Below are 26,497 nucleotides of genomic sequence, written 5' to 3' on the forward strand. Positions count from 1 at the left end.
TGTCAGATCGAGAAGGTCGGCTCCGGCTGCCGGACCGTCGGCGCCGTCGACTGCGAGCCCGCGCTCTCGATGAGAGCCTCCAGCGTGGCCCGGACCGCCGGCACCCGCCCGAGGTCGGGGGTCGTCAGGGCCGTGATGGTGCGGCGCGACGCCGGCTCCATCGGGAGGGCGACGACCTGGTCGTGGTGGACCGTGCGCAGGATGAGGTCGGGGATGAGGGCCACACCGAGCCCCTCGGCCACCAGGCCCATGACGGCGACGTAGTCCTCGGTCTCGTAGGCGACGTCCGGGCGGAACCCGGCGGCGTCGGCGAGCTGGACGAGGTGGCCCCGGCAGCGCGGGCAGCCGGCGATCCACGGCTCCTGCGCGAGGTCGGCGAGGTGGGCCGTCGCCTCGTGCGCGGCCGGGTGCTCGCGCGGCATCGCGAGGCGCACCTCGTCCTCGAGCAGCGGGGTGACGACGAAGGCGTCGAGGTCCTCCTCGCCCCGCGTCGCGTCGGTGCCCTCGTAGGCGAAGGCGATGGCCAGGTCGCACTCGCCGGCGCGCAGGGCGGCGATGCTCTCGGGCGGCTCGGCCTCGGTGAAGGTGATGTGCACGTCGGGGAAGCGCTGCTTGACGAGCGAGAGCGCCCGCGGCACGAGGGTCGCCGAGGCCGACGGGAAGGCCATGAGCCGCACCCGGCCGCTGCGCAGCCCGGCGATGGCCGCGACCTCCTCCTCGGCGGCGTCGAGCGCGGCGAGCACCGGGCCGGCGTGTCGGGCAAGCACCCGGCCGGCCTCGGTGAGGCGGACGTTGCGCCCGACCCGCTCGACGAGCACCGTGCCGGTGCGCTGCTCGAGGCGGCGGACCATCTGCGAGATGGCCGGCTGGGTGTAGCCCAGCGAGGCGGCGGCGGCGGTGAAGCTGCCCTGCTCGGAGATGGCCCGCATGACGCGGAGGCCGGCGGCGTCGATCATGGGACCCATCCTATAAGCGGGCGTTATCGACCGCCCGGGTCTCGCAACGCGGCGTCATCCGCGGCCGCTCCCCGGGGCGGTGTCGGCGGCGCGGGGGATACTGGCGCCATGCCGGAGACCCCCAGCGCGCCCCCCGTCGCGACGCTGCGGCTCGCCGGGCGCGACGAGGTCGGCCGCACCCCCGACTGGGCGACCCGGCCGCTGCCGCCCGAGGCCCGCGAGCCCGCCGCCGTCACGCGGCTGGCCGACCTCCTGCGCGCGCACCCCGGCACCCTCGTCCTCTCCGGGGCCGGGATGTCCACCGACTCCGGCATCCCGGACTACCGCGGCCGCGACGGCACCCGTCGGGTCATGCCGATGCAGCACGGCGAGTTCTGCGCCTCGAGCGAGAACCGGCAGAGGTACTGGGCGCGCTCGTTCGTCGGCTGGCAGCGCTTCTCGCGCGCCGAGCCCAACCGCGGGCACCACGCCGTCGCCGCCCTCCAGGAGGCAGGACTGCTCGGCCCGGTCATCACCCAGAACGTCGACGGGCTGCACCAGGCGGCCGGCTCGCACGACGTCACCGAGCTGCACGGCACCCTCGCCGAGGTCGTCTGCCTCACCTGCGACGACCGCACCGGCCGCGAGGAGCTCCAGGCGCGGATGGCCGCCGCCAACCCCGGCTTCGAGGAGCGGGTGCGCGGAGAGGCGCCGGACGGCTCGCAGGTGAGCAGCCAGATCCGCCCGGACGGCGACGTCGTCCTGCCCGAGGACGCCGTGGCCGGCTTCCGGCTCCCGCTCTGCCTCGTCTGCGGCGCCGACACCCTCAAGCCCGACGTCGTGTTCTTCGGCGGCTCGGTGCCGCGCGAGCGGGTCGACGCGTGCTTCGCGCTGACCGACGCCGCGCCCGCGCTGCTCGTCCTCGGCTCCTCGCTCGCCGTGATGTCGGGGCTGCGGTTCGTCCGGCACGCGGCGCGCCGGGGCATCCCGGTGGCGGCCGTGACGAGGGGGCCGACGCGCGGCGACGAGCACATGGCCCTGCGGGTCGACGCGCCCCTCGCCCCGACGCTCGAGCAGCTGCTGCGCGACGGGGCGGCCGCGTGACCGCGGCCCAGATCCGTTCCGCCACACCGGCGGACCTGCCGGGGATGGCCGTCATCTACAACGACGCCGTCCGGCACACCGTCGCGACGTTCGACCTCGAGCCGCGCCCCGACGACCACTACGCCGACCGCGTCGCGTCCACGCGCCCCGGCGACCACGTGCTCGTCGCCGTCGCGCCCGGCGGCGACGTGCTCGGCTACGCGTTCTCGGGCACCTACCGGCCGCGCGCCGCGTACGACGGCACCCGCGAGGTGTCGGTCTACCTCGCCGAGGACGCCCGCGGACAGGGCCTCGGCCGCCGGCTCTACGCCGAGTTGCTGCGGCGGGTCGACGCCGACGGCGTGCACACCTGCGTCGCCGTCATCGCGCAGCCCAACCCGGCGAGCGAGGCGCTGCACCGGGCCCACGGGTTCGAGCACGTCGGCACGCTGCGCGAGGTCGGCTACAAGCTCGGCCGCCGCGTCGACACCGCGTTCTGGCAGCGCCCGCACCCCGACGGGCGCTGACGCCTCGCCTCACTCGGGGCGCACGTCGTGGATCGGCTCCTTCGGCAGGCGCTTGACCTTGCGCGTGCGCCGGCGGCGACTGGGGATCATCGAGCGCATCTCCTCGAGCTTGCCGAAGCAGAGCATCCGGTCGCCGGCCTCGAGCACGTGGTGGCTGTTGGGGTTGGGGATGACCATCGTCCCGCGGTGCAGCGTCAGCGCGGTGATGTCGCGTTCGCGAAGACCGCTGTCGCCCAACGACTTCCCGACGAGGTCGGACGCCTCGTGCACCGCGATCTCGGCCACGCCGTAGCCCGTCGAGACGGTGAGGCGCTGGCGCACGTCGATCTCGGGGAAGGCGACCTGGTTGTCGATGTGGTCGATGATCGCGCCCGCGACGTCGAGCTTGGTCGCGGTCTCGATGCCCTCGAGGCCGGGGGAGGAGTTGACCTCCATGACCTGCGGCCCCTCGTCGCTCTCGAGCATGTCGACACCGGCGACCCGCAGGCCCATGATCTGCGCGGAGCGGACGGCGGCGCGCTCGAAGTCGGGGTCGAGCTCGACCGGCTCGACCGACCCGCCGCGGTGCACGTTGGACCGGAACTCGTCGCCCTTGGCCACCCGGCGCATCGCGGCGACCACGCGGTCGCCGACGACGAGCGCGCGGATGTCGCGGCCCTTGCTCTCCTTGACGAAGCGCTGGATGAGGACGTTCTGCTTCGTCGACTGCAGCGTCTCGATGATGGCCTCGGCGGTCTTCATCTCCGGCGCGAGGATGACCCCGATGCCCTGGGTGCCCTCGAGCAGCTTGATGACGACCGGCGCGCCGCCGACCCGCTCGATGGCGGGGATGACGTCGGCGCGATCGCGGACGAAGGTCGTCGGCGGCATCCCGATGTTGTGCCGCGACAGGATCTGGGTGGCGCGCAGCTTGTCCCGCGAGTTCGCGATGCCCCACGAGGTGTTGGGCGTGTAGACGTCCATCTGCTCGAACTGCCGCACGACGGCGGTGCCGAAGTACGTGATGGAGTTGCCGATCCGCGGCAGGATCGCGTCGTACGTCGAGAGCCGCTTGCCCCGGAACTGGAGGTCCGGCTCGTCCCCGGACAGGTCGATGCCGAAGCGGAGGGTGTTGAGGACCTTGACCTGGTGGCCACGGTCCTGGGCGGCGGTGCGCAGGCGCTGCGTACTGTACGAGCGAGGCGCGCGGGAGAGGATCGCGAGCTTCATGGTTTCCCGACGGGAGAGGACGGATGACGGACAGCCATTCCTACACCCTCGCGGGCTGGCGAGAGTGGGTCAGCCTCCCGGCGGTCGGCGTGCCGTGGGTCAAGGCCAAGCTCGACACCGGCGCGCGGTCCTCGTCCATCCACGCCTTCGACCTCGAGGACCTCGAGCGCGACGGCGAGCGGTGGGCCCGCTTCCGCATCCAGCCGTGGCAGCGCTCCGAGGCCGACGCCGTCCAGTGCGAGTGCCCCGTGCTCGACGTGCGCGAGGTCCGCTCGTCCTCCGGCCACGCCGAGGAGCGGCTCGTCGTCGCGATGGACCTCGTCCTCATGGGCCGCACGGTCGCCGCCGAGATGACGCTCGCGCGCCGCGACGAGATGGGCTTCCGGATGCTCGTCGGCCGCGAGGCGCTGCGCCAGGGCTTCGCCGTCGACCCCGGCCGCTCCTACCTCGGCGGCCGTCCGCCGCTCGCGATGCGCCGGCGCAACCGGGGGAGGGCCTGATGGCCCGGCGCCCCCTGCGACCCTCCTTCGAGATCGGCCACGTGCGCGTGCGCGCCGGGCGCACGCAGTCGGTGTCGCTGCCGATCACCCGTCTGGTCACCGGCGCCGACGTCGAGCTGCCCGTCCGGGTCGTCCACGGGCGCGAGGAGGGGCCGACCGTCTGGGTCGACGCCGCCATCCACGGCGACGAGGCGGTCGGGGTCGAGGTCGTGCGTCAGGTCGTCGCCGGGCTCGACCCGAAGGCGTTCTGCGGCACCCTGATCGCCGTCCCCATCGTCAACGTCCTCGGCTTCTCGGCCGGGCAGCGATACCTGCCCGACCGCCGCGACCTCAACCGCTCCTTCCCGGGGTCGCCGCGCGGCTCGCTCGCCGGGCGCATCGCGCACCTGTTCATGTCCGAGGTCGTCGACAAGTGCGAGGTCGGCATCGACCTGCACACCGGCTCGGACCGGCGCACCAACCTGCCGCAGGTCCGCGCCGACCTCGAGGACCCGCGCACCCGCGCGCTCGCCGAGGCCTTCGCGGCCCCCGTCATGCTCAACGCGAAGCTGCGCGACGGCTCGCTCCGGTACGCCGCCCGCGAGCGGGGCGCGACCGTCCTGCTCTACGAGGCGGGCGAGGCCTGGCGGATGGACCGCTGGGCCGTCGACGCCGGCGTGCTCGGCGTGCGCCGCGTGCTCGCCGCGCTCGGGATGACCGAGCCGGTCGCCGAGGACCCGCCGGCGCCGTCGGCGGTGTCGTTCCGCAGCGGCTGGGTCCGGGCGCGCGGCACCGGCATGCTCCACCTCGAGGTCGCGCTGGGGGAGCGCGTCGAGCGCGGGGCGCGCCTCGGTGGCCTCTTCGACTCGCTCGGCAAGCGGGTGCGGCTGGTGCACGCCGACCGCTCCGGCATCGTCGTCGGGCGCACCGAGGCGCCGCTGGTCAACTCCGGCGACGCGGTCGTCCACATCGCCGAGGTCGAGGAGCCCACCCCGCCGGCGACCGCCGGGTCCTAGGCTGGTCGCATGGGAGCGACCGGGACCGGACCCTTCGAGAACGACGACGCCCTCGACCTGCTGGACGACCTCGAGGACGCAGCCCCCGACGACCGCGCGAGCCGGGTGCTCGCGGTCCTCGACGCCGTCCTTGCGTCGCCGGGGAGCGCCGACGCCCCGGAGCTGAGCGAGGCGTTGGCCGCCGCGGCGGCGGTCGGCGCGAGCCTGAGCCCGCGCGAGGCCGCGGGGGAGCCGTACCTCCCCGAGTGGCTGGCCGAGCAGCCCCTGCCCGACGACGAGGAGCTGGTCGAGAAGTCGCGGAGGGTGCTTCGACACGCGATCCGCTCGCGGGAGGGCGAGTGGTGGGAGCTGTGGGACGAGGCGGGTCTGGCCGACGAGGCGGTGGGGGGGTGCCGACGGGCGCTCGCCTGGCTGGGCGACCGCGACGACTGAGCGCCGCGGCCGCCCCGGTCGAGGGGGTCAGACGCGGCGCAGGACCGCGGTGACCTTGCCGAGGATCGTCGCGTGGTCGCCGTCGATCGGCTCGAAGGCCGGGTTGTGCGGCATGAGCCAGACCTTGCCGTCGCGCCGCTTGAAGGTCTTGACCGTCGCCTCGTTGTCGAGCATCGCCGCGACGATGTCGCCGTTCTCGGCGGTCGGCTGTTGGCGCACGACGACCCAGTCGCCGTCGCAGATGGCCGCGTCGACCATCGAGTCGCCGACGACCTTGAGCAGGAAGAGGCTGCCCTCGCCGACGATCTGCTTGGGCAGCGGGAAGACGTCCTCGACGACCTCCTCGGCGGTGATCGGGACACCGGCGGCGATCCGGCCGAGGACCGGGACGTAGGAGGCCTCGGGGCGCTCGTCGCCCTCGCCGGTGACGTCGACGACCTCGTCGGCCTCGGGGCGGCGGTAGCCGGAGCCCTGGCGGTCGGGGGAGACGACCTCGATGGCGCGCGGCCGGTTGGGGTCGCGACGCAGGAAGCCCTTGCGCTCCAGCGCCGAGAGCTGGTGGGCGACCGAGCTGGGGGAGGTGAGCCCGACGGCCTCGCCGATCTCGCGCATGCTCGGCGGGTAGCCGTGCCGGTCGACGGCGTTGCGGATGACCTCGAGGATCTTGCGCTGGCGGTGGGTGAGGTCCCCGCCGTCGCCGCGGTCGGGCATCTCGTGGATGTCGGCGTTCCTCGGACGTGCCATCTCGACCCCTTCGCTGCGGCCGCCCCGTGCCGACGGGGGGCCTGACCGGTGTTTTCGCAGGTCAGACGGTCTGTCGGTGGTGACATGCAGTCTGATCTGCATGCGGACATCCTACGAGCGACGGGCCTCGAACTCAAACATGTGTTCGACGCGTGTCTTGTCCGCCTCGAACGTGCGTGCTATAACTCGTACAGACGTTCTATCGAACACCGGTTCGACGGTGGCCCCGGCCGCCGGGATGGAGGACATGATGAGCGCGATCGCCTGGGACCCCACCGACCTCGGCCACACCGGCCCCGTGCCGGCGCGCCGCCCGCGGCTCGTCGTCCTCGAGGGCGGCGCCACCGGAGGGCGTGCGGCCCGCGCCGCACAGCCGGCGCTGCGGATCACCCGCCGCGGCCGCCTCGTGCTGCTCGTGCTCGCCACCCTCGCGCTGGCGGCGGCCCTCGGCCTGCGCGGCCTCGGGGGCGCGGGCGCCGTCGAGCCGGCCCACACCGTGTCGGTGTCGCCCGGCCAGACGCTGTCCGAGATCGCGTCCCGTGAGCTGCCCTCGATGTCCATCAGCGACGGCATCGTCGCCATACAGCTCGCCAACGGGCTGAGCACTGCGCAGATCCGCGCCGGCCAGCAGCTGGTCGTCCCCGCGGGCTGAGCCGCCGCGGGGGCGTCCGGTCGGGCGCACCACGATCCCCGAGTCCCTCGACCCGACTCGGACGCCGGAGGGCGTCGTCTCCCGTGCAGAGGAGACGGCGCCCTCCGTGCTGTGCCGGGTCGGTGCCGGCCGCTCACCCCTGTCAAGCGCGCCACGCTCGGCCGAACGGGGGAGGGGGCATCCCCCGACCTGTCGGACCTCCGGGGCCCATCGGCCCGCGGGCGCCCTCCGGCGCTGCGCGACCCCCCTGTGCACGAACAGACTTCAGGGCATGCGGACACGTCGTCGCGGCTCCTACCGCCTCACCCACCACCCGGTCGTCCAGTGCGGCGGCCAGGGCCGGTGGCTCTGGTCGTGCGGCTGCGGAGCGCGCGGGTCCGCCACCTCGGGCGGCTGGCACGGTGCCTACACGGCGGCACTCGTGCACCACAGCCAGAGCCCCGGGGAATGAGACGTGCGGCCCGGGGATACACAGAGGGTCCCCGGGTCGCACCCCCTCGTCGTCGCTGGCTCTCCACCGACGCGACGACGGAGCGGGCGGCGCTGGCTGTCGTCTGCAGGGAGGCCGCGGCCCTCACGTCGCTGGGGCACCGCAGGTCCCCCCACTCCGACCCCCGACCGGGTCCGGGTGGGGGGATCGGCCGTCCCCGGCGCTGACGGGCCGAGGGTCAGGCCAGGGTCCGCCGCATGACCAGGCGCGGCATCCCGCTCGCGGTGGCGTCGGTGACGCCGACCTCCTCGAAGCCGGCCCGCTCGAACATCGCCCGTGTCCCGACGAACGCCATCGTCAGGTCCATCCGCCGCTCGCCGGGGTCGACCGGGTGGGCCTCGACCGCCGGCGCCCCCTGCTCGGCCGCCCAGGCCACGGCGCCCTCGATGAGGTGCGCCGTCACCCCCTGGCGCCGGTGGCCGCCGCGGACCACGACGCAGACGATGCTCCACACCGGGACGTCGTCGACCGGGTGGATCCTCGTCGAGTGCACGAGGCGCGGTATGTCGCTGCGCGCGCCGATGTTGCACCACCCGACCGGGACGCCGTCGCGGTAGGTGACGACCCCCGGCGGCACCTCGCGCTCGCAGAGCCGGCGGGCGGCCTGCTCGCGGCTGCCGTCGCCGAGCTCGTCGATCTCGCGCTGCCGCAGTCGGTGCGAGAGGCACCAGCAGTGCGTCGCACGCCGGTTGGGGTTGACGACGTCCGCGAAGTCCTCGAAGCGGTCGGGCGTGACGGGGTGGGTCTCCCAGGTGGTCATGTCGCAGCCAAGCACCGCGCACCGACACCGCGCCACCACCTCCGTAGGGTCGGGGCGTGCGCATCGTCAGCCTCATCCCCTCGGCCACCGAGATCCTCTTCGCCCTCGGGGCGGGGGACGACGTCGTCGGCGTGACCTTCGAGTGCGACTTCCCGCCGGAGGCGCGCACGCGCCGGGTGGTCTCCACCTCCGCGCTGCCCGAGGGCCTGGCCCCGGGCGAGATCGACGCCGCGGTGCGCGCCGCCGTCGAGCGCGGCGAGGACCTCTACCACCTCGACGCCGGCGCCCTCGCCGACCTCGACGCCGACCTCGTCGTCACCCAGGACCTCTGCGCCGTCTGCGCGCTCGACGTCTCGACCGTCGACGCCGCGCTGCGCCACCTCGGCTGCCGCGCCGAGGTCCTCACCGTCGACCCGCACACGCTCGAGGAGGTCCTCGCCTCCGTCGGCGCGGTGGGGGCGGCCGTCGGCCGCGAGACGGAGGCAGCGGCGCTCGTCGAGACGTTGCGGCAGCGCCTCGACGCCGTGCGTACCCATGTCGCGGGGCGCCGGCGGCCGCGCGTCGCGGTGCTCGAGTGGACCGACCCGCCGTTCGCGCCGGGGCACTGGATCCCCGAGATGGTGCAGCTCGCCGGCGGCGAGTGCGTCCTCGGGGCGGCGGGGGAGCGGTCGGTCGCCATCGGGTGGGAGGACCTCGCCGCATCCAGGCCGGAGGTCGTCGTCGTCGCGCCCTGCGGCTACGACCAAGAGGGGGCGCAGCGCCAGGCCGACGCGCTCGTCGCGACCGGGGTGCTGCCCGACGGCGTCGTCGTCCACGCGGTCGACGCGGACGGGCTGTGGGCGCGGCCGGGGCCGCGGCTCGTCGACGGCGTCGAGGAGCTGGCGGGCCTCCTGCACCCGTGCGGGTGAGCCCCGGGGGTCAGTGGCGGCGCAGCCGGTGGTCCTCGTCGTCGTGCGCGGCCTGGGTGCGACGCCCGAGCGCCGCGACGCCGACGAGGAGGAGGTCGAGCAGCGGCGAGGCGGGGCCGTGGCCCGGCTCGCGACGCGAGGTCGCGCCCTCGGTGTAGCGGCCCAGAGGGCCTTCCATGGTGTACCCCATCACGTGTCCTCCCAGACGCGTTGCCCCCGACTTCTCCCTGACATTCACCAGAGTCGCATCAGGATTTGGTCAAGGAATGGCAAAGTCGGCGCGCCCCGGGTGTTCGGCGGTGCAGACCTGGCCGAACGGACGATGCCCGTATCACCGCGCGCGCCGGGGCCTCCTGAGGGCCATGAGCACCTTCCGTCGGCGGACCGCCCGCCGCAGCCACCACCCGGTCGTCGGGTGCGACGCCCGTGGCCGGTGGCACTGGGAGTGCGGCTGCGGGGCCGGCGCGCGGGGGAGTGCGGGGCCGAGTGACTGGCACGGCGCGGTCATCGCGGCGCTGGTCCACCAGGGCGGTGCGCCGGGGGAGTGACCACCAGATCTGGTGCCTCCGGCGTCACACCCGTCCCACTGGTGGTGGTGCGACACGCCGTCGAGGAGGCTCGCCGAGACGTCCACACCCCCGCTGACCTGCGCAAACAGCCGAACGGCCGATCTTCGACCTCCCCCTGTTGCGTCGCGGGTCACGCGGATGGCACGATGAGCCACAACATCTAGTGGTTACACCGCTGTAGTTCGTCCACATCTTGTGCACACGAAATGCCGGTTCTCCACAGGTTGTTCACACGAGAGTCCACCGTTTCGTCCACAGGGGGAGGCCCGCCGTCATGCACTGTCCGTTCTGCCGGCACACCGACTCCCGGGTCATGGACTCCCGCACGACCGACGACGGCGCGGCCATCCGCCGCCGCCGCCAGTGCCCGGAGTGCGGCCGCCGGTTCACCACCGTCGAGACCGCCAGCCTGAGCGTCGTCAAGCGCTCCGGCGCCACCGAGCCGTTCAGCCGGGCGAAGGTCCTCGTCGGTGTCCGCAAGGCCTGCCAGGGCCGCCCGGTCACCGAGGACGACCTCGCCATCCTCGCCCAGAAGGTGGAGGAGTCGATCCGCAGCGCGGGCTCGGCCGAGATCGACGCGCACGAGGTCGGCCTGGCCGTCCTCGAGCCGCTGCGCGAGCTCGACGAGGTCGCCTACCTGCGCTTCGCCTCCGTCTACCAGGCCTTCGACTCCCTCGAGGACTTCGAGTCGGCCATCACCCTCCTGCGCGCCGAACGCGAGGCGACCGCGCAGGAACCGCAGGCCACCGCGCCTGTCACACCCCAGCAGTAGAACAGCACCACCAGGTCACCACCGCCCCGCGAGAGGGGCAGAAGGAAGGGAAGAGGCATGACCGATGTCGCCGGAGCACGTGCAGGTGCCCGCAAGGCCGCCAAGGGCAAGGGGGTGAAGATCGAGCGGATCTACACCACCCCGGGCGTGCACCCCTACGACGAGGTGACCTGGGAGAAGCGCGACGTTGTCCAGCAGAACTGGAAGACCGGCGAGACGATCTTCGAGCAGCGCGGGGTCGAGTTCCCCGACTTCTGGAGCGTCAACGCCTCCACCATCGTCACGACCAAGTACTTCCGCGGCGCGGTCGGCACCCCCGAGCGCGAGACCGGGCTCAAGCAGCTCATCGACCGCGTCGTCCTCACCTACGTCAAGGCGGGCAAGGACTACGACTACTTCTCGAACGCCGACGACGCCGAGATCTTCGAGCACGAGCTGACCTACGCCCTGCTGCACCAGGTGTTCAGCTTCAACTCGCCGGTCTGGTTCAACGTCGGGACCAAGAGCCCGCAGCAGGTCAGCGCCTGCTTCATCCTCTCGGTCGACGACTCGATGGACTCCATCCTCAACTGGTACAAGGAGGAGGGCTTCATCTTCAAGGGCGGCTCGGGCGCGGGCCTCAACCTCTCGCGCATCCGCTCCTCCAAGGAGCTCCTCTCCTCCGGCGGCACCGCCTCCGGCCCGGTCTCCTTCATGCGCGGCGCCGACGCGTCCGCGGGCACGATCAAGTCCGGTGGCGCCACCCGCCGCGCGGCCAAGATGGTCGTCCTCGACGTCGACCACCCGGACATCGTCGAGTTCGTCGAGACCAAGGCGCGCGAGGAGGACAAGATCCGCGCGCTGCGCGACGCAGGCTTCGACATGGACCTCGGCGGCAAGGACATCACCTCCGTCCAGTACCAGAACGCGAACAACTCGGTCCGCGTCAACGACGCCTTCATGCGCGCCGTCCAGGACGGCACCGAGTTCGGCCTCACCTCGCGGATGGACGGCTCGGTCATCGAGACCGTCGACGCCCGCGAGCTCATGGGCAAGATCGCCAAGGCCGCGTGGGAGTGCGCCGACCCGGGCATCCAGTACGACGACACGATCAACGACTGGCACACCAACCCCGAGACCGGCCGCATCACCGCGTCCAACCCGTGCTCGGAGTACATGTCGCTCGACAACTCCTCGTGCAACCTCGCCTCGCTCAACCTCCTGAAGTTCCTCAAGGACGACGACACCTTCGACGCCGTCACCTTCCAGAAGGTCGTCGAGCTCGTCATCACGGCGATGGACATCTCGATCTGCTTCGCGGACTTCCCGACCGAGTCGATCGGCGCCACGACCCGCGACTACCGCCAGCTGGGCATCGGCTATGCCAACCTCGGCGCGCTGCTCATGGCCACGGGTCACGGCTACGACTCCGACGGTGGCCGCGCGCTCGCCGCGACGATCACCTCGCTGCTCACCGGTGCCGCCTACAAGCGCTCCGCCGAGCTCGCCGCGGTCGTCGGCCCGTACGTCGGCTACGCCCGCAACGCGGACGCCCACAAGCGCGTCATGCGCAAGCACGCCGCCGCCAACGACGCGGTCCGCACGATCTCCACGATGGACAAGGACATCCACCGGGTCGCCACGAAGGCCTGGGACGACGTCGTCAAGCTCGGCGAGAAGAACGGCTACCGCAACGCGCAGGCCTCCGTGCTCGCGCCGACCGGGACCATCGGCTTCATGATGGACTGCGACACGACCGGCATCGAGCCGGACTTCTCGCTCGTCAAGTTCAAGAAGCTCGTCGGCGGCGGCTCGATGCAGATCGTCAACCTCACGATCCCGCGGGCCCTGCGCAAGCTCGGCTACACCGAGGAGACCGTCGAGGCGATCGTCGAGTACATCGCCGACAAGGGCCACGTCATCGACGCGCCGGGCCTGAAGACCGAGCACTACGAGGTCTTCGACACGGCGATGGGTGCGCGCGCCATCTCCCCGATGGGCCACGTCCGGATGATGGCGGCCACGCAGCCGTTCCTCTCCGGCGCGATCAGCAAGACGGTCAACCTGCCGGAGACGGCGACCGTCGAGGAGATCGAGGAGGTCTACGTCCAGGGCTGGAAGCTGGGCCTCAAGGCGCTGGCCGTCTACCGCGACAACTGCAAGGTCGGCCAGCCGCTGTCCGACGGTGGCTCGACCGCCAAGGACGCAGCCGCCGACAAGGCCTCGGCCGCCGTCGCCGCCGCGACCACCGAGATCGTCGAGAAGGTCGTCTACCGGCCGACGCGTGAGCGCCTGCCGAAGCGCCGCAGCTCGCAGACGACGTCGTTCGCCGTGGGCGGGGCCGAGGGCTACCTCACCGCCGGCACGTACGAGGACGGCCGCCTCGGTGAGGTGTTCCTCAAGTTCGGCAAGCAGGGCTCCACGCTCGCCGGTGTCATGGACGCCTTCTCGATCGTCACCTCGGTCGCGCTGCAGTACGGGGTGCCGCTCGAGACGTTCGTCGAGAAGTTCACGAACATGCGCTTCGAGCCGGCCGGCATGACGGACGACCCGGACGTGCGGATGGCGCAGTCGCTCATGGACTACGTGTTCCGCCGGCTGGCGCTGGACCACCTGGACTTCGACACCCGCTCGTACATGGGCATCCACACGGCGGAGGAGCGGGCTCGCCAGCTCGAGACCGGCTCCTACGCACCGGAGTCCGGCGAGTCCGACGAGGAGCTCGTCGAGGAGATCGAGTCCCTCTCGGTGGGCATCGGCGCCACGTCGAAGAAGGCCGAGGAGCCCGCCTCCTCGTCCGCCCCGGCCCCGGCCGACGCGCCCTCCTCGGACGCGGGCTCCGCGGCCACGGTGGCGTCCGGCTCGGGTGCGGCCTCGGCCCGTGAGGTCTCCGCGGAGATCCACTCCTCGGCCGACCTCCTCGCGGCGTTCGGCAACTCCAAGGCCGCCGACGCCCCGATGTGCATGACCTGCGGGACCAAGATGCGCCCCGCCGGCTCCTGCTACGTCTGCGAGGGCTGCGGCTCCACCAGCGGCTGCAGCTGACGCACCAGCCACACGACGAGGGCCCGGGCGGAGACCACTCCGCCCGGGCCCCTTCGCGTCGACCCGAGAGGGGAACCAGAGTGAGCACGTCGTCCAGGCGTCGGGGCATCGCGTGGACCGTCGTCTTCTCCGCCGTGGGGGTGGGCCTCCATGTGCTGGGAACGGCCGTCGGGTCGGGGCTGCTCGGCTCTACACTCGCCGCCGTCGTCTGGGCGGCGGTCCTCGGGCACCGGCAGTCGGCAATGTCCCCGTTCAAGGATCCGCCGGCACCGGTCGCGCCGGTTCTCGAGCTCGTCGCGCTGGGGCCGGTCCCTCCCGAACCGGACCGCCGGGTGCTCGAGGAGTCCGACAGCTGCGTGATCTGTGGTCGGCCGTTGACGAACGCAGACAGCAGCAAGGCCCGGGTGGGAACGCAGTGCATCCAGGTCCACGGACCGAGGTTCAAGATGGTCGAGAACCTCGCGTGGGTGCGATGGAGCACCGAGTTGGTCGCTGCCCGCGCAGAGCAAGCACAACGACAGGCCGAGGCCGATGCCGCGCACAGCCGAGCGGTGGCGACCCATGCGCAGCAGTACGAGAGGTGGCAGGAAGAGCTCGCCTCGCCGGAAGCCGCGGAGTGCAGAGCAGGCCGCGACGCGGTGAAGGCACGCTACGGTCTCGCGCCCTGGGCGACTCCGCTGGCCTACGCGATGACCGCGCTGCTCGTCTGACAACGGTCGACGTGTCCGGGCGAAGGACGTGCGCTCGGCTCGTGTCAGCCGGTCAACGCAGCAGCGTACTTCTCGGCCAGAGACGGCTTGAGCTGCTTGCCGTCCACGCGGAGGAGGACCGGTCCGGCGAGGGTGTGGAACTCGCTGCCCAGGACGGGAGAGGCCTCGAGGATGCTCTGGATGTAGTCGGAGCGGGACTTGGCGGCGGCCTCGTCCGGCCAAACCTCGACGGTGGCTCCGCACTCGACACCGAGATCGGTGCAGGTGGCGTTGGAGTCGTAGATGACCGCCGCGCTGTCGTAGCCGTTGGGTCGGCCGATCAGGTCGTTGGGGTCGTTGTCCTCGGTCACTTCCACGATCTTCGTGGTGGAGGGCTGCTCCAGACCGTCGGCGACATCAGCTGCCTGCGGAGGAGACGAGGTACCGGACGCTGCGGGTGCGGTGTTCGCGGGGGCCGGCACGGCGCTGGAGGCTGCCACGGTGACGGTGGACACGGGCGCTGGGCTCGGGGCGCTGCTGCAGGCGGACAGCAGGAGACTGCCGGTGAGTGCGGTGAGGATGATCGGCTGGTGAAGACGCATGCGAGCAGCACAACACCGGGGTCCAACACGCGTCCGAGGGCTCGGCACTGCCGCAGGCGTCGGGGTCGTCGGCCGGAGGGTGGACGGATGTAGCCTCGCGCGATGTCCATGCAGACGTCCCCCGGCTGGTACCCGGACCCCCTCCGACGCTTCGAGCTGCGGTACTGGGACGGCGCATGGACCGAGCACGTGTCGACGAGAGGCGCGCGGGCAGTCGACCCTCCGGTCACGGCGCCTCCCGTGCTCGCTCGGGCTGCCCCGACCTTCCCTCCGTGCTGGCACCCGGACCCGTTCGGGCGTTTCGACCACCGGTACTGGGACGGTGGCAGGTGGACGGAACGAGTGTCCTTCCGCGGGCGTGAGATGCAGGACCCTCCAGTGCCCAATCGGCCGCAGGTCGCTCACGCTCCCGTCGTCGACCTCCGAGTGCAGCAGCAGCTCCACCGGGCCGGGGTGCCTCGCTCGATCCCGGGTCCGGAGTCGCCGTTGCTGACCGCGTCGGTGCTCGTCGTGAACCAGAAGGCCAAGCTCTTCGAGCGACGAGCAGAGTACGCCGTGTTCGACGAGAACGGTCATCGCGTCGGTGCCGTCCACGAGGTCGACCGGAGCCTGCGGCGGAAGGCCACGGGTGGGTCGAGCAACGGCACGTACCGCTTCAACGTCGTCGACGCCGAGGGTCGGGTGGTCCTGGCCTTGAGGCGCCCGAAGAAGGTCCTCAAGTCGACGATGACCGTGACCGGGGCCAACGGCGTCACGGGCCAGATCGTCCAGCGCAACGTCGGCGTCTTCAAGGGTGTTCGCTTCGCCCTCGTGTCCGCCGGCGAGGATCTCGGGCTGATCGTCCCCGACGACCGGCGGGAGTGGGACTTCGCCGTCAACGACAACCTGGGTCACGAGATCGCTCGCATCACGAAGACGTGGGCAGGCTGGGCGTAGGAGCGTTTCACGAAGGCCGACAACTACGTCGTCCAGGTGCACCGACCGCTCGAGGACCCCCTCCGCAGCCTCGTCGTAGCCGCGGCTCTTGCCATCGACACCGCCTTGAAGCAGGATGCGCCCACGACCGGCAAGGGAAGAACGCGGCGCTACAAGTGACCCGACCGTTCATGGACTGGAGGACCTGGCATGGGGGAGAGCGACCGTCAGGAGATCGACACCTCGTTCGACGTGCGTTCGGACACGCCTCCGGGCAAGGACCCCGACTCTCACAGCGCGACCCTGCGGCGTTATCACCGGCTGCTCTGGAGCAAGCCGCTGCCGTCCGGCCGACCCTTCGAGCTCGTGGAGACCCGCCGAGGCGCCTACCTCCATCACGACTCCGAGCTCGGCGAGTTCTTCCTGGCGAGCGACTCGGTCATCCCGAGCTACAAGGGGTGGGCGCTGGCGGCCTCCGTCCTCGACCGGCTCGATGAAGGGGAGCTCGAGGCCTTTCGAGACGTCGGGTACACCATCGGCGGCTGCGTGGTCTTTCCCGGCATTCAGATCGAGCGCAAGCAGACGATCAACGGCGCTCGCGGTATGCATCCCCGCATCGCCGACCGCATGGACCTCACGCTGGAGTGCGTTCGTCGGTTCTACGCAGGAGACCTCGACACCCCACTGGGGTCGACACTGCAACGCTACGCGGACTTCTTCGCCCTCTTCGGGACGTTCGAGGGATACGTCGACTTCTTCCTCCTGCAGGATCTCGTCGACGAGCAGACCGGAGATGTGAGGTTCTTCTTGCCGTTCGGCGGGTTCGGCGCGCCGGCCGTCCCCCAGGACGTGGACGCCTATCGCAGCTACCGCGACTACAGCGTCGCGTTCGTCGAGGCACGCAACGCGCGCATCGACGCCTGGGCGCGACAGGCCCTCGACCAGGGCGGGCCGGGCGCACTTCCCTTCTGACCTGCGCCGACGCGCATGGATGCACCGTCGCGTGTCGGGGGTGTCGGATAGGTTGTGGCCAGCACGGGGGACGCACTTGGGGCGCTTCTCGCTGCCTGACCTCTCCGCTCCACCTCCGAGGACCGCCCGTGCCTGACGTCGACCTCCGCATCGACTGCCTCCCGATCATCAGCTACGCCTTGGCGCACAACCGGATGTCGGTCGTCAAGCGCCTGACGGTCGCCAATGCTGGTCCGGAGCTGCGGGGGGCGACCGTCGCCGTGACCATCAGCGACGACACGGGAGTGCTCAGCCAGGAGTTCGAGCTCCTCGTCGATGTCCCGACCGGCGGCGAGGTCGTGCTCGACGACCTGGGGGTCCGCCTCGACGGCCCGGCCATGTACCGGGTCACCGACCTGCGCAAGGGCCGGATCGACGCGAGCGTCCGGGTCGCCGGAGAGGTCATTGCCGAGACATCGGCGGCGGTCGACGTCCTGCCCGCCACGCACTGGGTGAAAGCGGAGCCGGAACGCCTCTTCCTCGAGCTCCTGGCCGCCCACGTCATGCCCAACAGCCCGGAGGTCACCGAGCTGCTCAAGGACACCAGCGAGCGCCTGCGCGCTGCCACGGGCAGCCCCTCGCTGGAGGGTTACCAGTCCGGTCCGGACCGCGTGGTCGAGATCGCGAAGGCCGTCTACGAAGCGCTGCAGTCCCGTCGGGTCAGGTACGCCGAGCCCGCCGCCGGATGGGGCGTGCGGGGGCAGAAGGTCCGTACGCCGGCAGAGGTCCTCGGGGACTCCGTGGGTACCTGCCTCGACACCACCGTCCTGTTCGCGGGCTGCCTGGAGCAGTGCGGCATCCGCCCACTGCTCTGGGTCGTGCCCGGCCACGCGTTCTGCGGCTACTGGCTCGAGGAGGTCGACGGCGGCGGCATCGTCACCTCCGATCCGAAGGAGCTGGTGAACTTCGTCGACCTCGGCCTCATGAGGCTCGTCGAGACCACGGCCCTCACCGACGGCCGGCAGCATGTCGGTTTCGACGCAGCCTCGATCGCGCCGGTTCGCTCGCGCCTGGCCGGGGACCTCGACGACGTGCACGCCGTCGACGTCTACCTGGCGAGGCACAACGACGTCTTCCCCATCCCTGCGCGCAGCACCGACGAGCAGGGACGAGCGGTGGTCGTCGAGTACCGCCCGGCCGAGCACAGCCGGCCGCCGCTGGTCATCCAGGGAGGTCGACAGGCCCGGCCGACGGCGGGCTCCTCCAACGTGCCCACGCGCGTGGTCCAGTGGAAGAACGCGCTCCTCGATCTCTCGCTGCGCAACAAGCTGATCAACTTCACGCCGCGGCACACCGTCAACCTCTCCGTCCCGTCCGCGTCCCTCGGGACCGTGGAGGACCTGCTGAACGCACAGCGACCGGTCTCGCTGCTGCCGGCGGACCGGATGGACGACATCGTCAAGGCGCGTGGTGTGCGCTACGGGCGGGACCTGCCGGAAGAGGCCCGGACGGCGCTGATCGAAGGGCGGAACGCTGCCGTCTACTGCGACGTCTCCGAGCAGTCCTACCAGTCCCGACTGCGCAGCCTCGCCTACCGGGCCCGGACGATCGTCGAGGAGTCCGGGGCGAACAACCTCTACCTGGCGCTCGGCACCTTGTCCTGGACGTTCGACGCCAAACCCCTCCGCTCGCCGCTGGTCCTCGTGCCGGTCACCCTCGTGACCCGCGGACGACAGTCCCTGTACCGCATCGAGATCGACGAGGCGGGTCAGAGCACCCCCAACTTCTGCCTCCTCGAGAAGCTCAAGCAGGCGGTCGGCCTCACACTCCCCGGACTCGCCGACCCGGCCACCGACGGCTCGGGCATCGACCTGGACGCCGTGTTCACCTCCGTGCGACGCTCCATCGCGGAGAAGGGGCTGGACTTCCGCGTCGAGGCCACGGCGGACCTGGCGATCCTGCAGTTCGCGAAGTTCAGGCTGTGGAAGGACCTGGACGAGAACTGGGAGGAGTTCGGCAAGAACGGTCTCGTCGAGCACCTGACCCACCGACCCGCCCAGCCGTTCCCCGACTCGCGCGACGTGCAGGCCGGCAGCGCCGACCTCGACGCCCTCGCGGCCCGGTGCCCGATCCCGGCGGACGCGTCCCAGCTGACCGCCGTGGCGGACGCCGTCTCCGGTCGCACGTTCGTGCTCGAGGGGCCGCCCGGCACCGGCAAGTCGCAGACGATCACGAACATGCTCGTGCGAGCGATGGCCGAGGGCCGGCGCGTCCTGTTCGTCGCCGAGAAGCGCGCTGCTCTCGATGTCGTCAAGGATCGGCTCGACCGGGTGGGCATGGGTCCGTTCGCGCTGGACCTGCACGACAAGGGCAGCAAGCCCGTCGCCGTGCGCGAGCAGCTCCTCGCCGCCATCGAGCACTCGGTCGGGGTCGACGAGCAGGGTCTGAAGGCGCGCACCGACGAGACGACGAGCGCGGCCCGTCAGCTCACGAGATACGCGCACCGACTGCACGAGACGAACGGTGCGGGGCTCTCCCTGTACTCGGCCACGACGCAGCTCCTCACGTTGCGGTCCGACGCCCCGTCGATGGTCGTCCCTCCGCGACTGCTGGGCGACGACGCGACCGGCCGGGTCGAGACCGTCCGGTCTCTCCTGCGCACCCTGCCCGAGGTGGCCGACCCCGCCCGACCGAGCGAGCACCACCCGTGGGCCTTCGTGACCGTCGACGGGCTCGACGCGCCGGCGGTCGAGCGCGTCGCGGGCTCCGCCCGACGGGTCGACGCCCATCTCGAGCGGCTCAGGCGGGTGGCGGCGCTCGGCCAGGTCCTCGACGCCGTCGCGAACACCGAGCAGCTCGAGGCGGTGGTCGGCATCCTGCGCTCGCCCGGCGTGACGCTGCAGACCCTCGACCGCACGCGCTCGTCCGAGTGGCGCGCCCGCAGCTCCTCGATGCGGCAGGAGATCCACGCCTTCGTGGCTGCGGCGCACCCCGGCCTCGACCAGGCCACCCCGGCCGCGTTGGAGCTTCCGCTGGCGGACATCCACGGGATGGCCCAGCAGGCCGCATCGTCGGGCTGGTGGGGCCGGAAGAAGCGGTTGCGCGCGGTCCTCGCCCAGCTCGAGCCCGGTCTGCGCCCCGGGCACTCCGTCGATCTGAAGGAGCTGCCCGCCCTGACCGGGGCGCTCGTCCAGCTGCACGGAGCGGTCAACCACCTGGGTACCCGGTCGCGGGATCTCGACGGGGTGTCCATCCCGGAGCGGTGGAACCCGCTCACCCCCGAGGGCGAGCGCGTCGTGGCCGCGCAGCTCGACTGGCTCGAGTGGGCGGGTTCCGTCGTCGAGGAACGAGCGGACCCGACGGGCTTCACGACCGCCCTGCGGGCCATGATGCAGTCGACGTCCGGCATCCCGGCCGAGGCGGTCGACGAGCTCGAGCAGCTGTCCGGCGCTCTGCGAGAGGTGCTCACGGCGACCGGCGCTGATGGTTCCTCCGTGGAACGGTGGCGGGGTGACGTGGGCGCCCTCGTCAGGTGGGAGCGGTCGGCGCCGATGCGCTCCTCGACCGACCCGAGCCTTGGCTCCCTGGTCCGGTGGTTGGAGCTGCGCCGCGCGCTCGCCGTGCTCGACGAGCAGGGCATGGGCGAGGCGAGGGCAGCGATCCTCGACGGCCGGCTGACCCCCGACGACGCCGCGGACGCCTTCGAGCGCGGACTGGCCGAGGCCTCCGTCCTCGAGAGGCGGCTCGCGTCGGGTCTCGACGCCTTCGACGGCGTGAGCCACGAGAAGAGCATCCAGCGATTCCGGCACGGGCTGCACGGGGTCCAGGACATCCTGCGGGACGCGCTGCCCACCCAGGTGGCGGCCGGCCGCGCGTTCGACACCGAGGGCCAGCTCGGCCGCATCGGGCTGCTGAGGCGTGAGCTGACGAAGACCCGTCGAGGCCTCGGGGTCCGTGCCCTGATGGAGCAGTACGGCGATCTGGTCACGCAGCTGACGCCGTGCGTCCTCGTCAGCCCCGACTCGCTGGCGAGGTTCTTCCCGCCCAAGGCCGGACTGTTCGACCTGGTGGTGTTCGACGAGGCGTCCCAGATCCGGGTCGCGGACGCGATCGGGGCGATGGGACGTGCCACGTCCGTCGTGGTCGTCGGTGACTCCAAGCAGATGCCGCCCACCTCGTTCGCCGAGGCGAGCCTGGACGTCGATGCGGAGGAGGCGGAAGTCGACCTCGTCGTCGCGGACGAGGAGAGCATCCTCACCGAGGCGGTGCAGGCCGGTGTGCCGCAGCACTGGCTCTCGTGGCACTACCGGAGCCAGGACGAGTCGCTCATCTCCTTCAGCAACGCGCACTACTACGACGGGCGGCTCTCGTCCTTCCCCGCCCCACGCCACGGTGCGGCCGACGCCGGTGTTGGTGGCTACGGCGTGGCGCTGGTCCGTGTGGCGGGCGAGTTCCACCGGTCCGGACGCGGAAAGCTCCTGCGCACCAACCCGGTCGAGGCCGAGGCGATCGTCGCCGACCTCCGACGTCGTTTCGACGCGGCGGCCGGGGGAGACTCGCCGTCGGTCGGTGTGGTGACCTTCAACCAGCAGCAGCGGGCCTACATCGAGGCGCTGATCCGTGACGATCTCGACCAGCGGATGGCGGAGGCGCTCGACGACCGCGAGTCGGAGGGGCTGTTCGTCAAGAACCTCGAGAACGTCCAGGGAGACGAGCGCGACGTCATCCTCTTCTCGACGGCGTTCGGGGTCAACGACAAGGGCGTGCTCCCGCTTAACTTCGGACCGCTCAACCGGGGTGGGGGCGAGCGGCGCCTCAACGTCGCGGTGACCCGTGCGCGCCGGCAGGTCGTGGTCTACAGCTCGTTCGAGCCGAGCCAGCTCCGGGCGGAGGAGACGAGCTCCGTCGGGATCAAGCACCTCCGTGCCTACCTCGACCTCGCGGCCCTCGGCGCCGAGACGCTGGCGAGCCGTGCGTCCCGCTCCCGAGCCCCCGACCGCCACCGCGAGCAGGTGGCCGATGCGCTCCGCGAGCGAGGTTGGGCCGTCCGGACCGACGTCGGCCTCTCGGACTTCCGGGTCGACCTCGTCGTGGCGCCCGAGGACACGCCGGAGCAGCCGGTGGCTGCGGTCCTTCTCGACGGGCCCGAGTGGGCGAGCCGACGCACGGTGGGGGACCGTGACGGTCTGCCCTCGGACGTCCTGGGCGGCATGATGCGCTGGCCGGTCGTCGCTCGGCTGTGGCTGCCGACCTGGCTCGACGACCCGCAAGCCGCGCTCGACCGGCTCGAGGAGCAGCTGCGGGAGCCGGCGGCGGAGGCCCCCTCGAACGGGTCGGTGACCGATGACCTGACGGGCCAGCACGGCGCGACCCCCGAGTCGCCCGACGCCCCGAGGAGCGAGGCGAAGGATGCCGTCCTGAGGTCGTTCTCCGGGTCCGGAACGCCCGTCGACGCTCCGGCCCCGGGGCGCGCCGCCGTCATCGACGGCGCGCGCTTCCGGGCCTTCGAGACCACCTGGCGCGGGTCCAAGGACCAGCTGAACGCGCTCGAGTGGTCGCGGTCTGCACGGACGCAGGTGCGCGACGCCCTGCTCGACGTCGTGGAGACGGAGGGACCGGTCCACGAGGAGCGCGCGGCACGCCTGGTGGCAGCCTGCTTCGAGCTGACACGGCTCAACGCCAAGCGCATCGCCTCCCTGCTCGCCCAGGTGCCGAGCGACCTGCGGCGGGGTCCGGAGGCGGATGTGCTGTGGCCGGGCGGTCTGGATCCTCGGTCGTGGGGAGACCACCGGCGGGACCCGGAGGCCCAACGCCCCATCGAGCACATCAGCCTGCTCGAGATCGCCAACGCGATGTCCACCCTGGCGAGGGGGAGCGGTGGCATGTCCGAGCAGGACGTGATGCGGGCCGGTCTCGCGGAGTTCGGACTGGTGCGCATGACGCCCGGGGTCACCCAACGTCTCACCGCTGCCCTGGGACTGGCGCTCGACTCAGGTCGGCTCCGTCGAGAGGGCGACTACGTCGTCGCGGCGTCATCGCGAGCTCAATGAACGCATACCGAGTATGCGAAGACGCGAGGAGCGAGAAATGATCGAGAGCACCCCGGACTACACGAACGTCGTGAACTCTGAGTGGCGCGCGCGGATGGACTGGGATCGCCTGTCCGACAGCCAGCGAGCGGCCATCGCCGAATGGGGCCTCGACATGTTCGGTCTTGCCGCGCCCGTCGTCGAGGACATCGACGAGGTCAAGTACGCCGGGCGTCTCGTGCTCTTGGAGGACGGATCCAGGTGGGAAGTGGAATCGCACGACGCCGACGTCAGTGAATCCTGGTCGTACCTGACCAAGGTGGCCGTGATCGACGGCGTCATGTACAACCTTTCAGATGCCGAGCAGGTCGAGGTGACCGAGGATGAATGACGAGATCGAGGTCCTTCAGGACGGCGACGGTGTCGCCCTCATCGGCGATGCGCGCGCCATCGACCGCTTCCTCGATGAGCATCAGCTCCCGTCGCGTGACCTCGACCTTCCTCGGTTGAGCGGTGTGTTGCGAGCGGGGTCCGTTGCGGGGCAGATCGGGTCCGACGTCGCGGCGCAGTCCGGGCGTTGGATCAAGCTGACGAAGGAGTCGGCCGATCAGCTCAAGACGCTGGACGCCATGAAGGGGTCCGGCGACGGTGTCGCACGGGCGATCCTGAGGCAGAACGGCAAGAACAAGCACATTCTCGAGTTCGTGAAGAGTCCGGGGGCAAGGTCCCTGTTGAGCAACCCGGCGGTGCTGGCCGGCGCGGCGGGGGTCATGGCGCAGCTCGCGATGCAACAGACGATGGACGAGATCACCGACTACCTCGCGGCGATCGACGCGAAGGTCGATGACATCCTGCGGGCGCAGAAGGACGCCGTGGTCGCCGGGATGATCGGTGTGGACTTCGTTCTGCGCGAGGCGATGACCATCCGGGAGCAGGTCGGACGGGTGAGCGACGTGACCTGGTCCAAGGTCCAGGCCACGGGACAGACCATCGCCCAGACGCAGGCCCACGCCCTGTTGCAGCTCGACGCTCTCGCCGACAAGCTCGAGAAGACGCGCAAGGTCGACGATCTCGTCAACGTCTCGCGCAGCGCGGAGGCCCAGACGGCCGACTGGCTCGCGGTCCTGGCCAAGTGCTTCCAGCTGCAGGACGCCGTCGCGATCCTCGAGCTCGACCGCGTCCTCGACGCCGAGCCGGAAACTCTCGAGCAACACCGCATCGGGGTGCACGTCGCGCGCGACCACCGGCGCGGGGCCATCGGGGAGACGACCGTCCGGCTACTGGCCCGGATCGACGCTGCTGCGGCCGTCGCCAACGCGAAGGTTCTCACCAACCCCAGGTCGTCGAGGTCGGTCGTGCGCTCGAGCAACGTCGTGATCGGCTCGCTCCACGATGCCCACCAAGTGCTGGGAATCGAGAGTGGTACAGGGCTCGTGGACGAACGGCGGTGGATCGAGGCAGCGGGTGACCTTCGTGACCGAGCAGTGAACACTGGGGCATTGCGCCTTGGTGATGCGCGAGCCCTGGGTGAGCTGGCCGGCGGGCGGTTGCGTTCGGTCTCAGGTCGAGTTGGAGGCGACGCCCTTCGGAGCATTCGCCGTCCACACGAGGATGCATCGGAGCCGCCGACCGGTCCCGAAGGGCCAGTGTCGCGGTCCGACTATTGATGGATCTTGGGCGGCCGTGGTCTCGTCGCGCAATCCGCACACGGGAGGTCGCCCCTCCAGCCGACCTGCCTACGTCGCGACTATCGTCCAACCACCGGTCGCTCGCGCCAGTCGAAAAGAGGTAGGCGTTGCCCTGAACGCCAATGTCGACGTCGCGGTCCGACTTCACTGACGGACGCCGCTGATGTCAGTACGCTCCCCCAACGGCACCGAGAAAGCGGGTATCCCTATGCAGTTGTCGGACGTGAAGTTCGATGTCGCTGATCTGGCCACCCTGAGGGCGCTGCAGATGTTCGTGTTTGCGCGCGACCTCGTGGAAACGACCAGCCTCAAGCAACAGGCGATCAAGCGGGCCAACCTCCGCGACTTCCAGAAGGCCACCAAAGAGTGGGCCAACGAAGTGGAGATGTCGCCGTGGCTGAACGCGGTCATCGAAGCCGACGTCGGTCGGCTACCGGTTGCGGCTTCTGAAGTTTTGTCCAGCGCACCTGCTCGAGACGTGGACCGAGATGGCCTCCTGAGACTTGAGCTGGTGGCCAGCACATCGTTGCCCCGGGGAACGAAGTGGGCGGTGAAGGCGGAAAGCCTGCATGCCGAGGCCCTGCGGCATCTCGACCCCACGACGAGCACGGGTGAAGTCGAGGGCCTCGCCAAGCAGTTCCGTCACAGCCTGCGCCGGATTTCTACCGACGCCCTCAGTCCGGCCTTGAGGCTCGGCCTTGTCGGTGGTTCAGTGGCGCTCACCCTGGCGTCGGGTGGTCTGGTGACCGCAGTCGGGACCGCCATCGGAGGCGCCATGGGTCTTTCCGGCGCGGCGGCGACGAGCGCCGGCCTGGCGTTCCTCGGTGGTGGCAGCCTCGCCGCGGGTGGGTTCGGAATGGCGGGTGGGGCTCTCGTCGTGACGGTGGCGTCAAAGGCCGGTTACATGGGTTCCAGATACTTGGCTACCTCGCTGGCGGTCAGAGCCCCCGAAGCCGTGATCCACGAGCTGGCCAAGCTCGAGGTCCTGTGCGAACTGCGTCCTGAGTTGAGAAGTGAAGTGCTCGAGCATCTCGAAGGTCTACGTGACGAGCTGGGCGAGACAAAGGTACAAAGCAAAGATGGGATCGCGAACCGAGCAAAGGCTCTGCGCGCTGTCGATTCGGTGACTCGGCGGTTGACCGACACGGCAATGCAGCGGCGGTGGCGGATGATGACTCGCGTGGCGCCGGTGTCGAAGATCGATGAATGGGTCGATGGTCGCTAGCTGGCGCCGGATAGCCGTGGTGGATAGGACGCCCTGTGGCGCCTCCGTCACTACTAGCCCCTAAATGTGACCGTCACCTGGGTGAAGCCGGCCGACGTCAGGAGACCGCGCAGCATCGCGGTCGTGTTCTCCTTCGCGCGGTCGACGAGCATCCCCTCACCCTGGGCGGCACGACGCATCTGCTCTACGGCCTTGCGCTGTGCTCGTGCCTCCAGGTCGGAGTCCTGGAACCGCGAGACGAAGCCCGCGCTGCGGTCGGCCACGTAGCTGGTCTTCAGGTCGAGGGCCGGCTCGTCGATGCGGGGGAGCGGGAGCGTGACGGTGACGGACTGCCTGTCCGCTGAGACGACGACGCTGCTCTGGTCGAGGCGACCGAAGTCGACGACAGCATCGACGTCGCCCTTCCCGACGTAGATGACCCGACCGCCGCTCACCCAGGACGGCAGGTTGTCCGTGTCGTCCTCCAGGTCGACCACCGTCTCGTAGTGGGCGTACGCGGGATGGAACTCGCTGATGTCGTTCAGTGACTTCAGCACGGACGGACCGGTGCGGTCGGTCTCCTCGGTGGCGAAGGGGTTGACGGAGTTCCACCACGGTGAGCGGCTGAGCCCGTACAGGGCTCCGCCGACCACGGTGGTCAGGACGAGCACGGTGGCGACGAGCCGAGCGACGAACCCCCAGAAGCGCATGGACGGAAGGTACCCGAGGGTGGCAACACGGTATGGCGCGTTCCGGCGGGTGGTTGCGACAGCAGGTCGATGCGTCCCCATGCCGTGTTGGAGCGTCTGTCCCGGCCGA

The 26,497-nt window shown here is 71.1% G+C and carries 25 protein-coding genes and 1 pseudogene; 19 read left to right on the plus strand and 7 right to left on the minus strand.

Going from position 1 to position 26,497, the window contains the following annotated elements; genetic code table 11:
* Positions 1-2: 2 nt before the first annotated feature.
* Positions 3-956 carry a LysR family transcriptional regulator gene (locus J3473_RS00215; RefSeq protein ID WP_207021422.1) on the minus strand — a complete coding sequence of 318 codons (954 nt, stop codon included), beginning with the start codon at positions 954-956 and terminating at the stop codon, positions 3-5.
* A gap of 108 nt (positions 957-1,064) precedes the next feature.
* On the opposite strand from J3473_RS00215, the gene J3473_RS00220 reads away from it, so the two are divergent.
* Together J3473_RS00220 and J3473_RS00225 are read left to right on the plus strand one after the other, a co-directional pair.
* A complete protein-coding gene (locus tag J3473_RS00220; RefSeq protein WP_207021423.1) occupies positions 1,065-2,039 on the plus strand; it encodes an NAD-dependent protein deacetylase in 975 nt (324 codons plus the stop codon).
* Positions 2,036-2,545 (plus strand): GNAT family N-acetyltransferase, encoded by a 510-nt coding sequence (locus tag J3473_RS00225; RefSeq protein ID WP_207021424.1) that lies wholly within the window; start codon positions 2,036-2,038, stop codon positions 2,543-2,545. The genes J3473_RS00220 and J3473_RS00225 overlap by 4 nt, the downstream gene beginning before the upstream one ends.
* Positions 2,546-2,554: 9 nt before the next feature.
* Here the strand turns inward: J3473_RS00225 and J3473_RS00230 are convergent, their stop codons facing one another.
* Positions 2,555-3,754 carry a RimK family alpha-L-glutamate ligase gene (locus tag J3473_RS00230; protein WP_030528090.1) on the minus strand — a complete coding sequence of 400 codons (1,200 nt, stop codon included), beginning with the start codon at positions 3,752-3,754 and terminating at the stop codon, positions 2,555-2,557.
* A 23-nt stretch (positions 3,755-3,777) separates the two neighbouring features.
* On the opposite strand from J3473_RS00230, the gene J3473_RS00235 reads away from it, so the two are divergent.
* The 3 genes from J3473_RS00235 to J3473_RS00245 are packed head-to-tail and all read left to right on the plus strand — an operon-like array spanning position 3,778 to position 5,681.
* Positions 3,778-4,254, plus strand: coding sequence for a RimK/LysX family protein (locus J3473_RS00235; protein WP_030528091.1), 477 nt, complete (start codon positions 3,778-3,780; stop codon positions 4,252-4,254).
* A complete protein-coding gene (locus J3473_RS00240; RefSeq protein WP_207021425.1) occupies positions 4,254-5,249 on the plus strand; it encodes a succinylglutamate desuccinylase/aspartoacylase family protein in 996 nt (331 codons plus the stop codon). Before J3473_RS00235 ends, J3473_RS00240 begins: the two co-directional genes overlap by 1 nt.
* A 9-nt stretch (positions 5,250-5,258) precedes the next feature.
* Positions 5,259-5,681, plus strand: coding sequence for a DUF4259 domain-containing protein (locus J3473_RS00245; protein ID WP_207021426.1), 423 nt, complete (start codon positions 5,259-5,261; stop codon positions 5,679-5,681).
* Between the two features lie 27 nt (positions 5,682-5,708).
* Here J3473_RS00245 and lexA read toward each other — a convergent pair whose 3' ends face one another.
* On the minus strand, positions 5,709-6,425 hold the full coding sequence (gene lexA / locus J3473_RS00250) for a transcriptional repressor LexA (protein ID WP_242525592.1): 717 nt from the start codon (positions 6,423-6,425) through the stop codon (positions 5,709-5,711).
* A 250-nt stretch (positions 6,426-6,675) separates the two neighbouring features.
* Here lexA and J3473_RS00255 point away from each other — a divergent pair, with 250 nt between their 5' ends.
* Together J3473_RS00255 and J3473_RS00260 are read left to right on the plus strand one after the other, a co-directional pair.
* Positions 6,676-7,077, plus strand: coding sequence for a LysM peptidoglycan-binding domain-containing protein (locus J3473_RS00255; RefSeq protein WP_207021428.1), 402 nt, complete (start codon positions 6,676-6,678; stop codon positions 7,075-7,077).
* Between the two features lie 271 nt (positions 7,078-7,348).
* Entirely contained in the window at positions 7,349-7,528 is a 180-nt protein-coding gene (locus J3473_RS00260) for a hypothetical protein (RefSeq protein ID WP_157577484.1), read from the plus strand.
* A gap of 217 nt (positions 7,529-7,745) precedes the next feature.
* On the opposite strand, the gene J3473_RS00265 is transcribed toward J3473_RS00260, so the two are convergent.
* Positions 7,746-8,327 (minus strand): N-acetyltransferase, encoded by a 582-nt coding sequence (locus tag J3473_RS00265; RefSeq protein ID WP_207021429.1) that lies wholly within the window; start codon positions 8,325-8,327, stop codon positions 7,746-7,748.
* Between the two features lie 56 nt (positions 8,328-8,383).
* Here J3473_RS00265 and J3473_RS00270 point away from each other — a divergent pair, with 56 nt between their 5' ends.
* Complete coding sequence (locus J3473_RS00270) at positions 8,384-9,235, plus strand: cobalamin-binding protein (RefSeq protein ID WP_207021430.1); 852 nt, start codon at positions 8,384-8,386, stop codon at positions 9,233-9,235.
* A 10-nt stretch (positions 9,236-9,245) separates the two neighbouring features.
* Here J3473_RS00270 and J3473_RS00275 read toward each other — a convergent pair whose 3' ends face one another.
* Positions 9,246-9,413, minus strand: a complete 168-nt coding sequence (locus tag J3473_RS00275) for a hypothetical protein (protein ID WP_157577486.1) — start codon at positions 9,411-9,413, stop codon at positions 9,246-9,248.
* A gap of 184 nt (positions 9,414-9,597) precedes the next feature.
* Between J3473_RS00275 and J3473_RS00280 the strand changes: the two genes are divergently transcribed.
* The 4 genes from J3473_RS00280 to J3473_RS00295 all read left to right on the plus strand — a co-directional run bounded on the left by J3473_RS00280 (position 9,598) and on the right by J3473_RS00295 (position 14,310).
* Complete coding sequence (locus J3473_RS00280; protein ID WP_207021431.1) at positions 9,598-9,783, plus strand: hypothetical protein; 186 nt, start codon at positions 9,598-9,600, stop codon at positions 9,781-9,783.
* Between the two features lie 295 nt (positions 9,784-10,078).
* The gene (nrdR, locus tag J3473_RS00285) at positions 10,079-10,576 is read left to right on the plus strand and encodes a transcriptional regulator NrdR (protein ID WP_030528099.1); all 498 of its coding nucleotides are present in this window, start codon (positions 10,079-10,081) and stop codon (positions 10,574-10,576) included.
* A gap of 57 nt (positions 10,577-10,633) precedes the next feature.
* Positions 10,634-13,600, plus strand: coding sequence for a vitamin B12-dependent ribonucleotide reductase (locus J3473_RS00290; RefSeq protein WP_207021432.1), 2,967 nt, complete (start codon positions 10,634-10,636; stop codon positions 13,598-13,600).
* A gap of 80 nt (positions 13,601-13,680) precedes the next feature.
* On the plus strand, positions 13,681-14,310 hold the full coding sequence (locus J3473_RS00295; protein ID WP_207021433.1) for a hypothetical protein: 630 nt from the start codon (positions 13,681-13,683) through the stop codon (positions 14,308-14,310).
* A 44-nt stretch (positions 14,311-14,354) separates the two neighbouring features.
* On the opposite strand, the gene J3473_RS00300 is transcribed toward J3473_RS00295, so the two are convergent.
* Complete coding sequence (locus J3473_RS00300) at positions 14,355-14,804, minus strand: hypothetical protein (protein ID WP_207021434.1); 450 nt, start codon at positions 14,802-14,804, stop codon at positions 14,355-14,357.
* A gap of 195 nt (positions 14,805-14,999) precedes the next feature.
* Between J3473_RS00300 and J3473_RS19780 the strand changes: the two are divergent.
* The 7 genes and pseudogenes from J3473_RS19780 to J3473_RS00330 form a co-directional block, all read left to right on the plus strand.
* A pseudogene (locus J3473_RS19780) lies at positions 15,000-15,227 on the plus strand (DUF2510 domain-containing protein); the annotation flags it as partial.
* A 117-nt stretch (positions 15,228-15,344) separates the two neighbouring features.
* The gene (locus J3473_RS19375; RefSeq protein ID WP_242525593.1) at positions 15,345-15,827 is read left to right on the plus strand and encodes a phospholipid scramblase-related protein; all 483 of its coding nucleotides are present in this window, start codon (positions 15,345-15,347) and stop codon (positions 15,825-15,827) included.
* A 189-nt stretch (positions 15,828-16,016) separates the two neighbouring features.
* Complete coding sequence (locus J3473_RS00310; protein ID WP_207021436.1) at positions 16,017-16,778, plus strand: hypothetical protein; 762 nt, start codon at positions 16,017-16,019, stop codon at positions 16,776-16,778.
* A 128-nt stretch (positions 16,779-16,906) separates the two neighbouring features.
* Positions 16,907-22,807, plus strand: coding sequence for a DUF4011 domain-containing protein (locus J3473_RS00315; protein ID WP_207021437.1), 5,901 nt, complete (start codon positions 16,907-16,909; stop codon positions 22,805-22,807).
* Between the two features lie 37 nt (positions 22,808-22,844).
* Positions 22,845-23,177: a hypothetical protein gene (locus J3473_RS00320; protein WP_207021438.1), complete on the plus strand. Its 333-nt coding sequence runs from the start codon at positions 22,845-22,847 to the stop codon at positions 23,175-23,177.
* The gene (locus tag J3473_RS00325) at positions 23,170-24,453 is read left to right on the plus strand and encodes a hypothetical protein (protein ID WP_207021439.1); all 1,284 of its coding nucleotides are present in this window, start codon (positions 23,170-23,172) and stop codon (positions 24,451-24,453) included. The genes J3473_RS00320 and J3473_RS00325 overlap by 8 nt, the downstream gene beginning before the upstream one ends.
* A gap of 229 nt (positions 24,454-24,682) precedes the next feature.
* The gene (locus J3473_RS00330; protein ID WP_207021440.1) at positions 24,683-25,699 is read left to right on the plus strand and encodes a hypothetical protein; all 1,017 of its coding nucleotides are present in this window, start codon (positions 24,683-24,685) and stop codon (positions 25,697-25,699) included.
* A 53-nt stretch (positions 25,700-25,752) separates the two neighbouring features.
* Here J3473_RS00330 and J3473_RS00335 read toward each other — a convergent pair whose 3' ends face one another.
* Entirely contained in the window at positions 25,753-26,388 is a 636-nt protein-coding gene (locus J3473_RS00335) for a DUF4230 domain-containing protein (RefSeq protein ID WP_207021441.1), read from the minus strand.
* Positions 26,389-26,497 lie beyond the last annotated feature (109 nt).

This window comes from Phycicoccus sp. DTK01 (genome assembly GCF_017312765.1).
Lineage (GTDB): Bacteria > Actinomycetota > Actinomycetes > Actinomycetales > Dermatophilaceae > Phycicoccus > Phycicoccus jejuensis.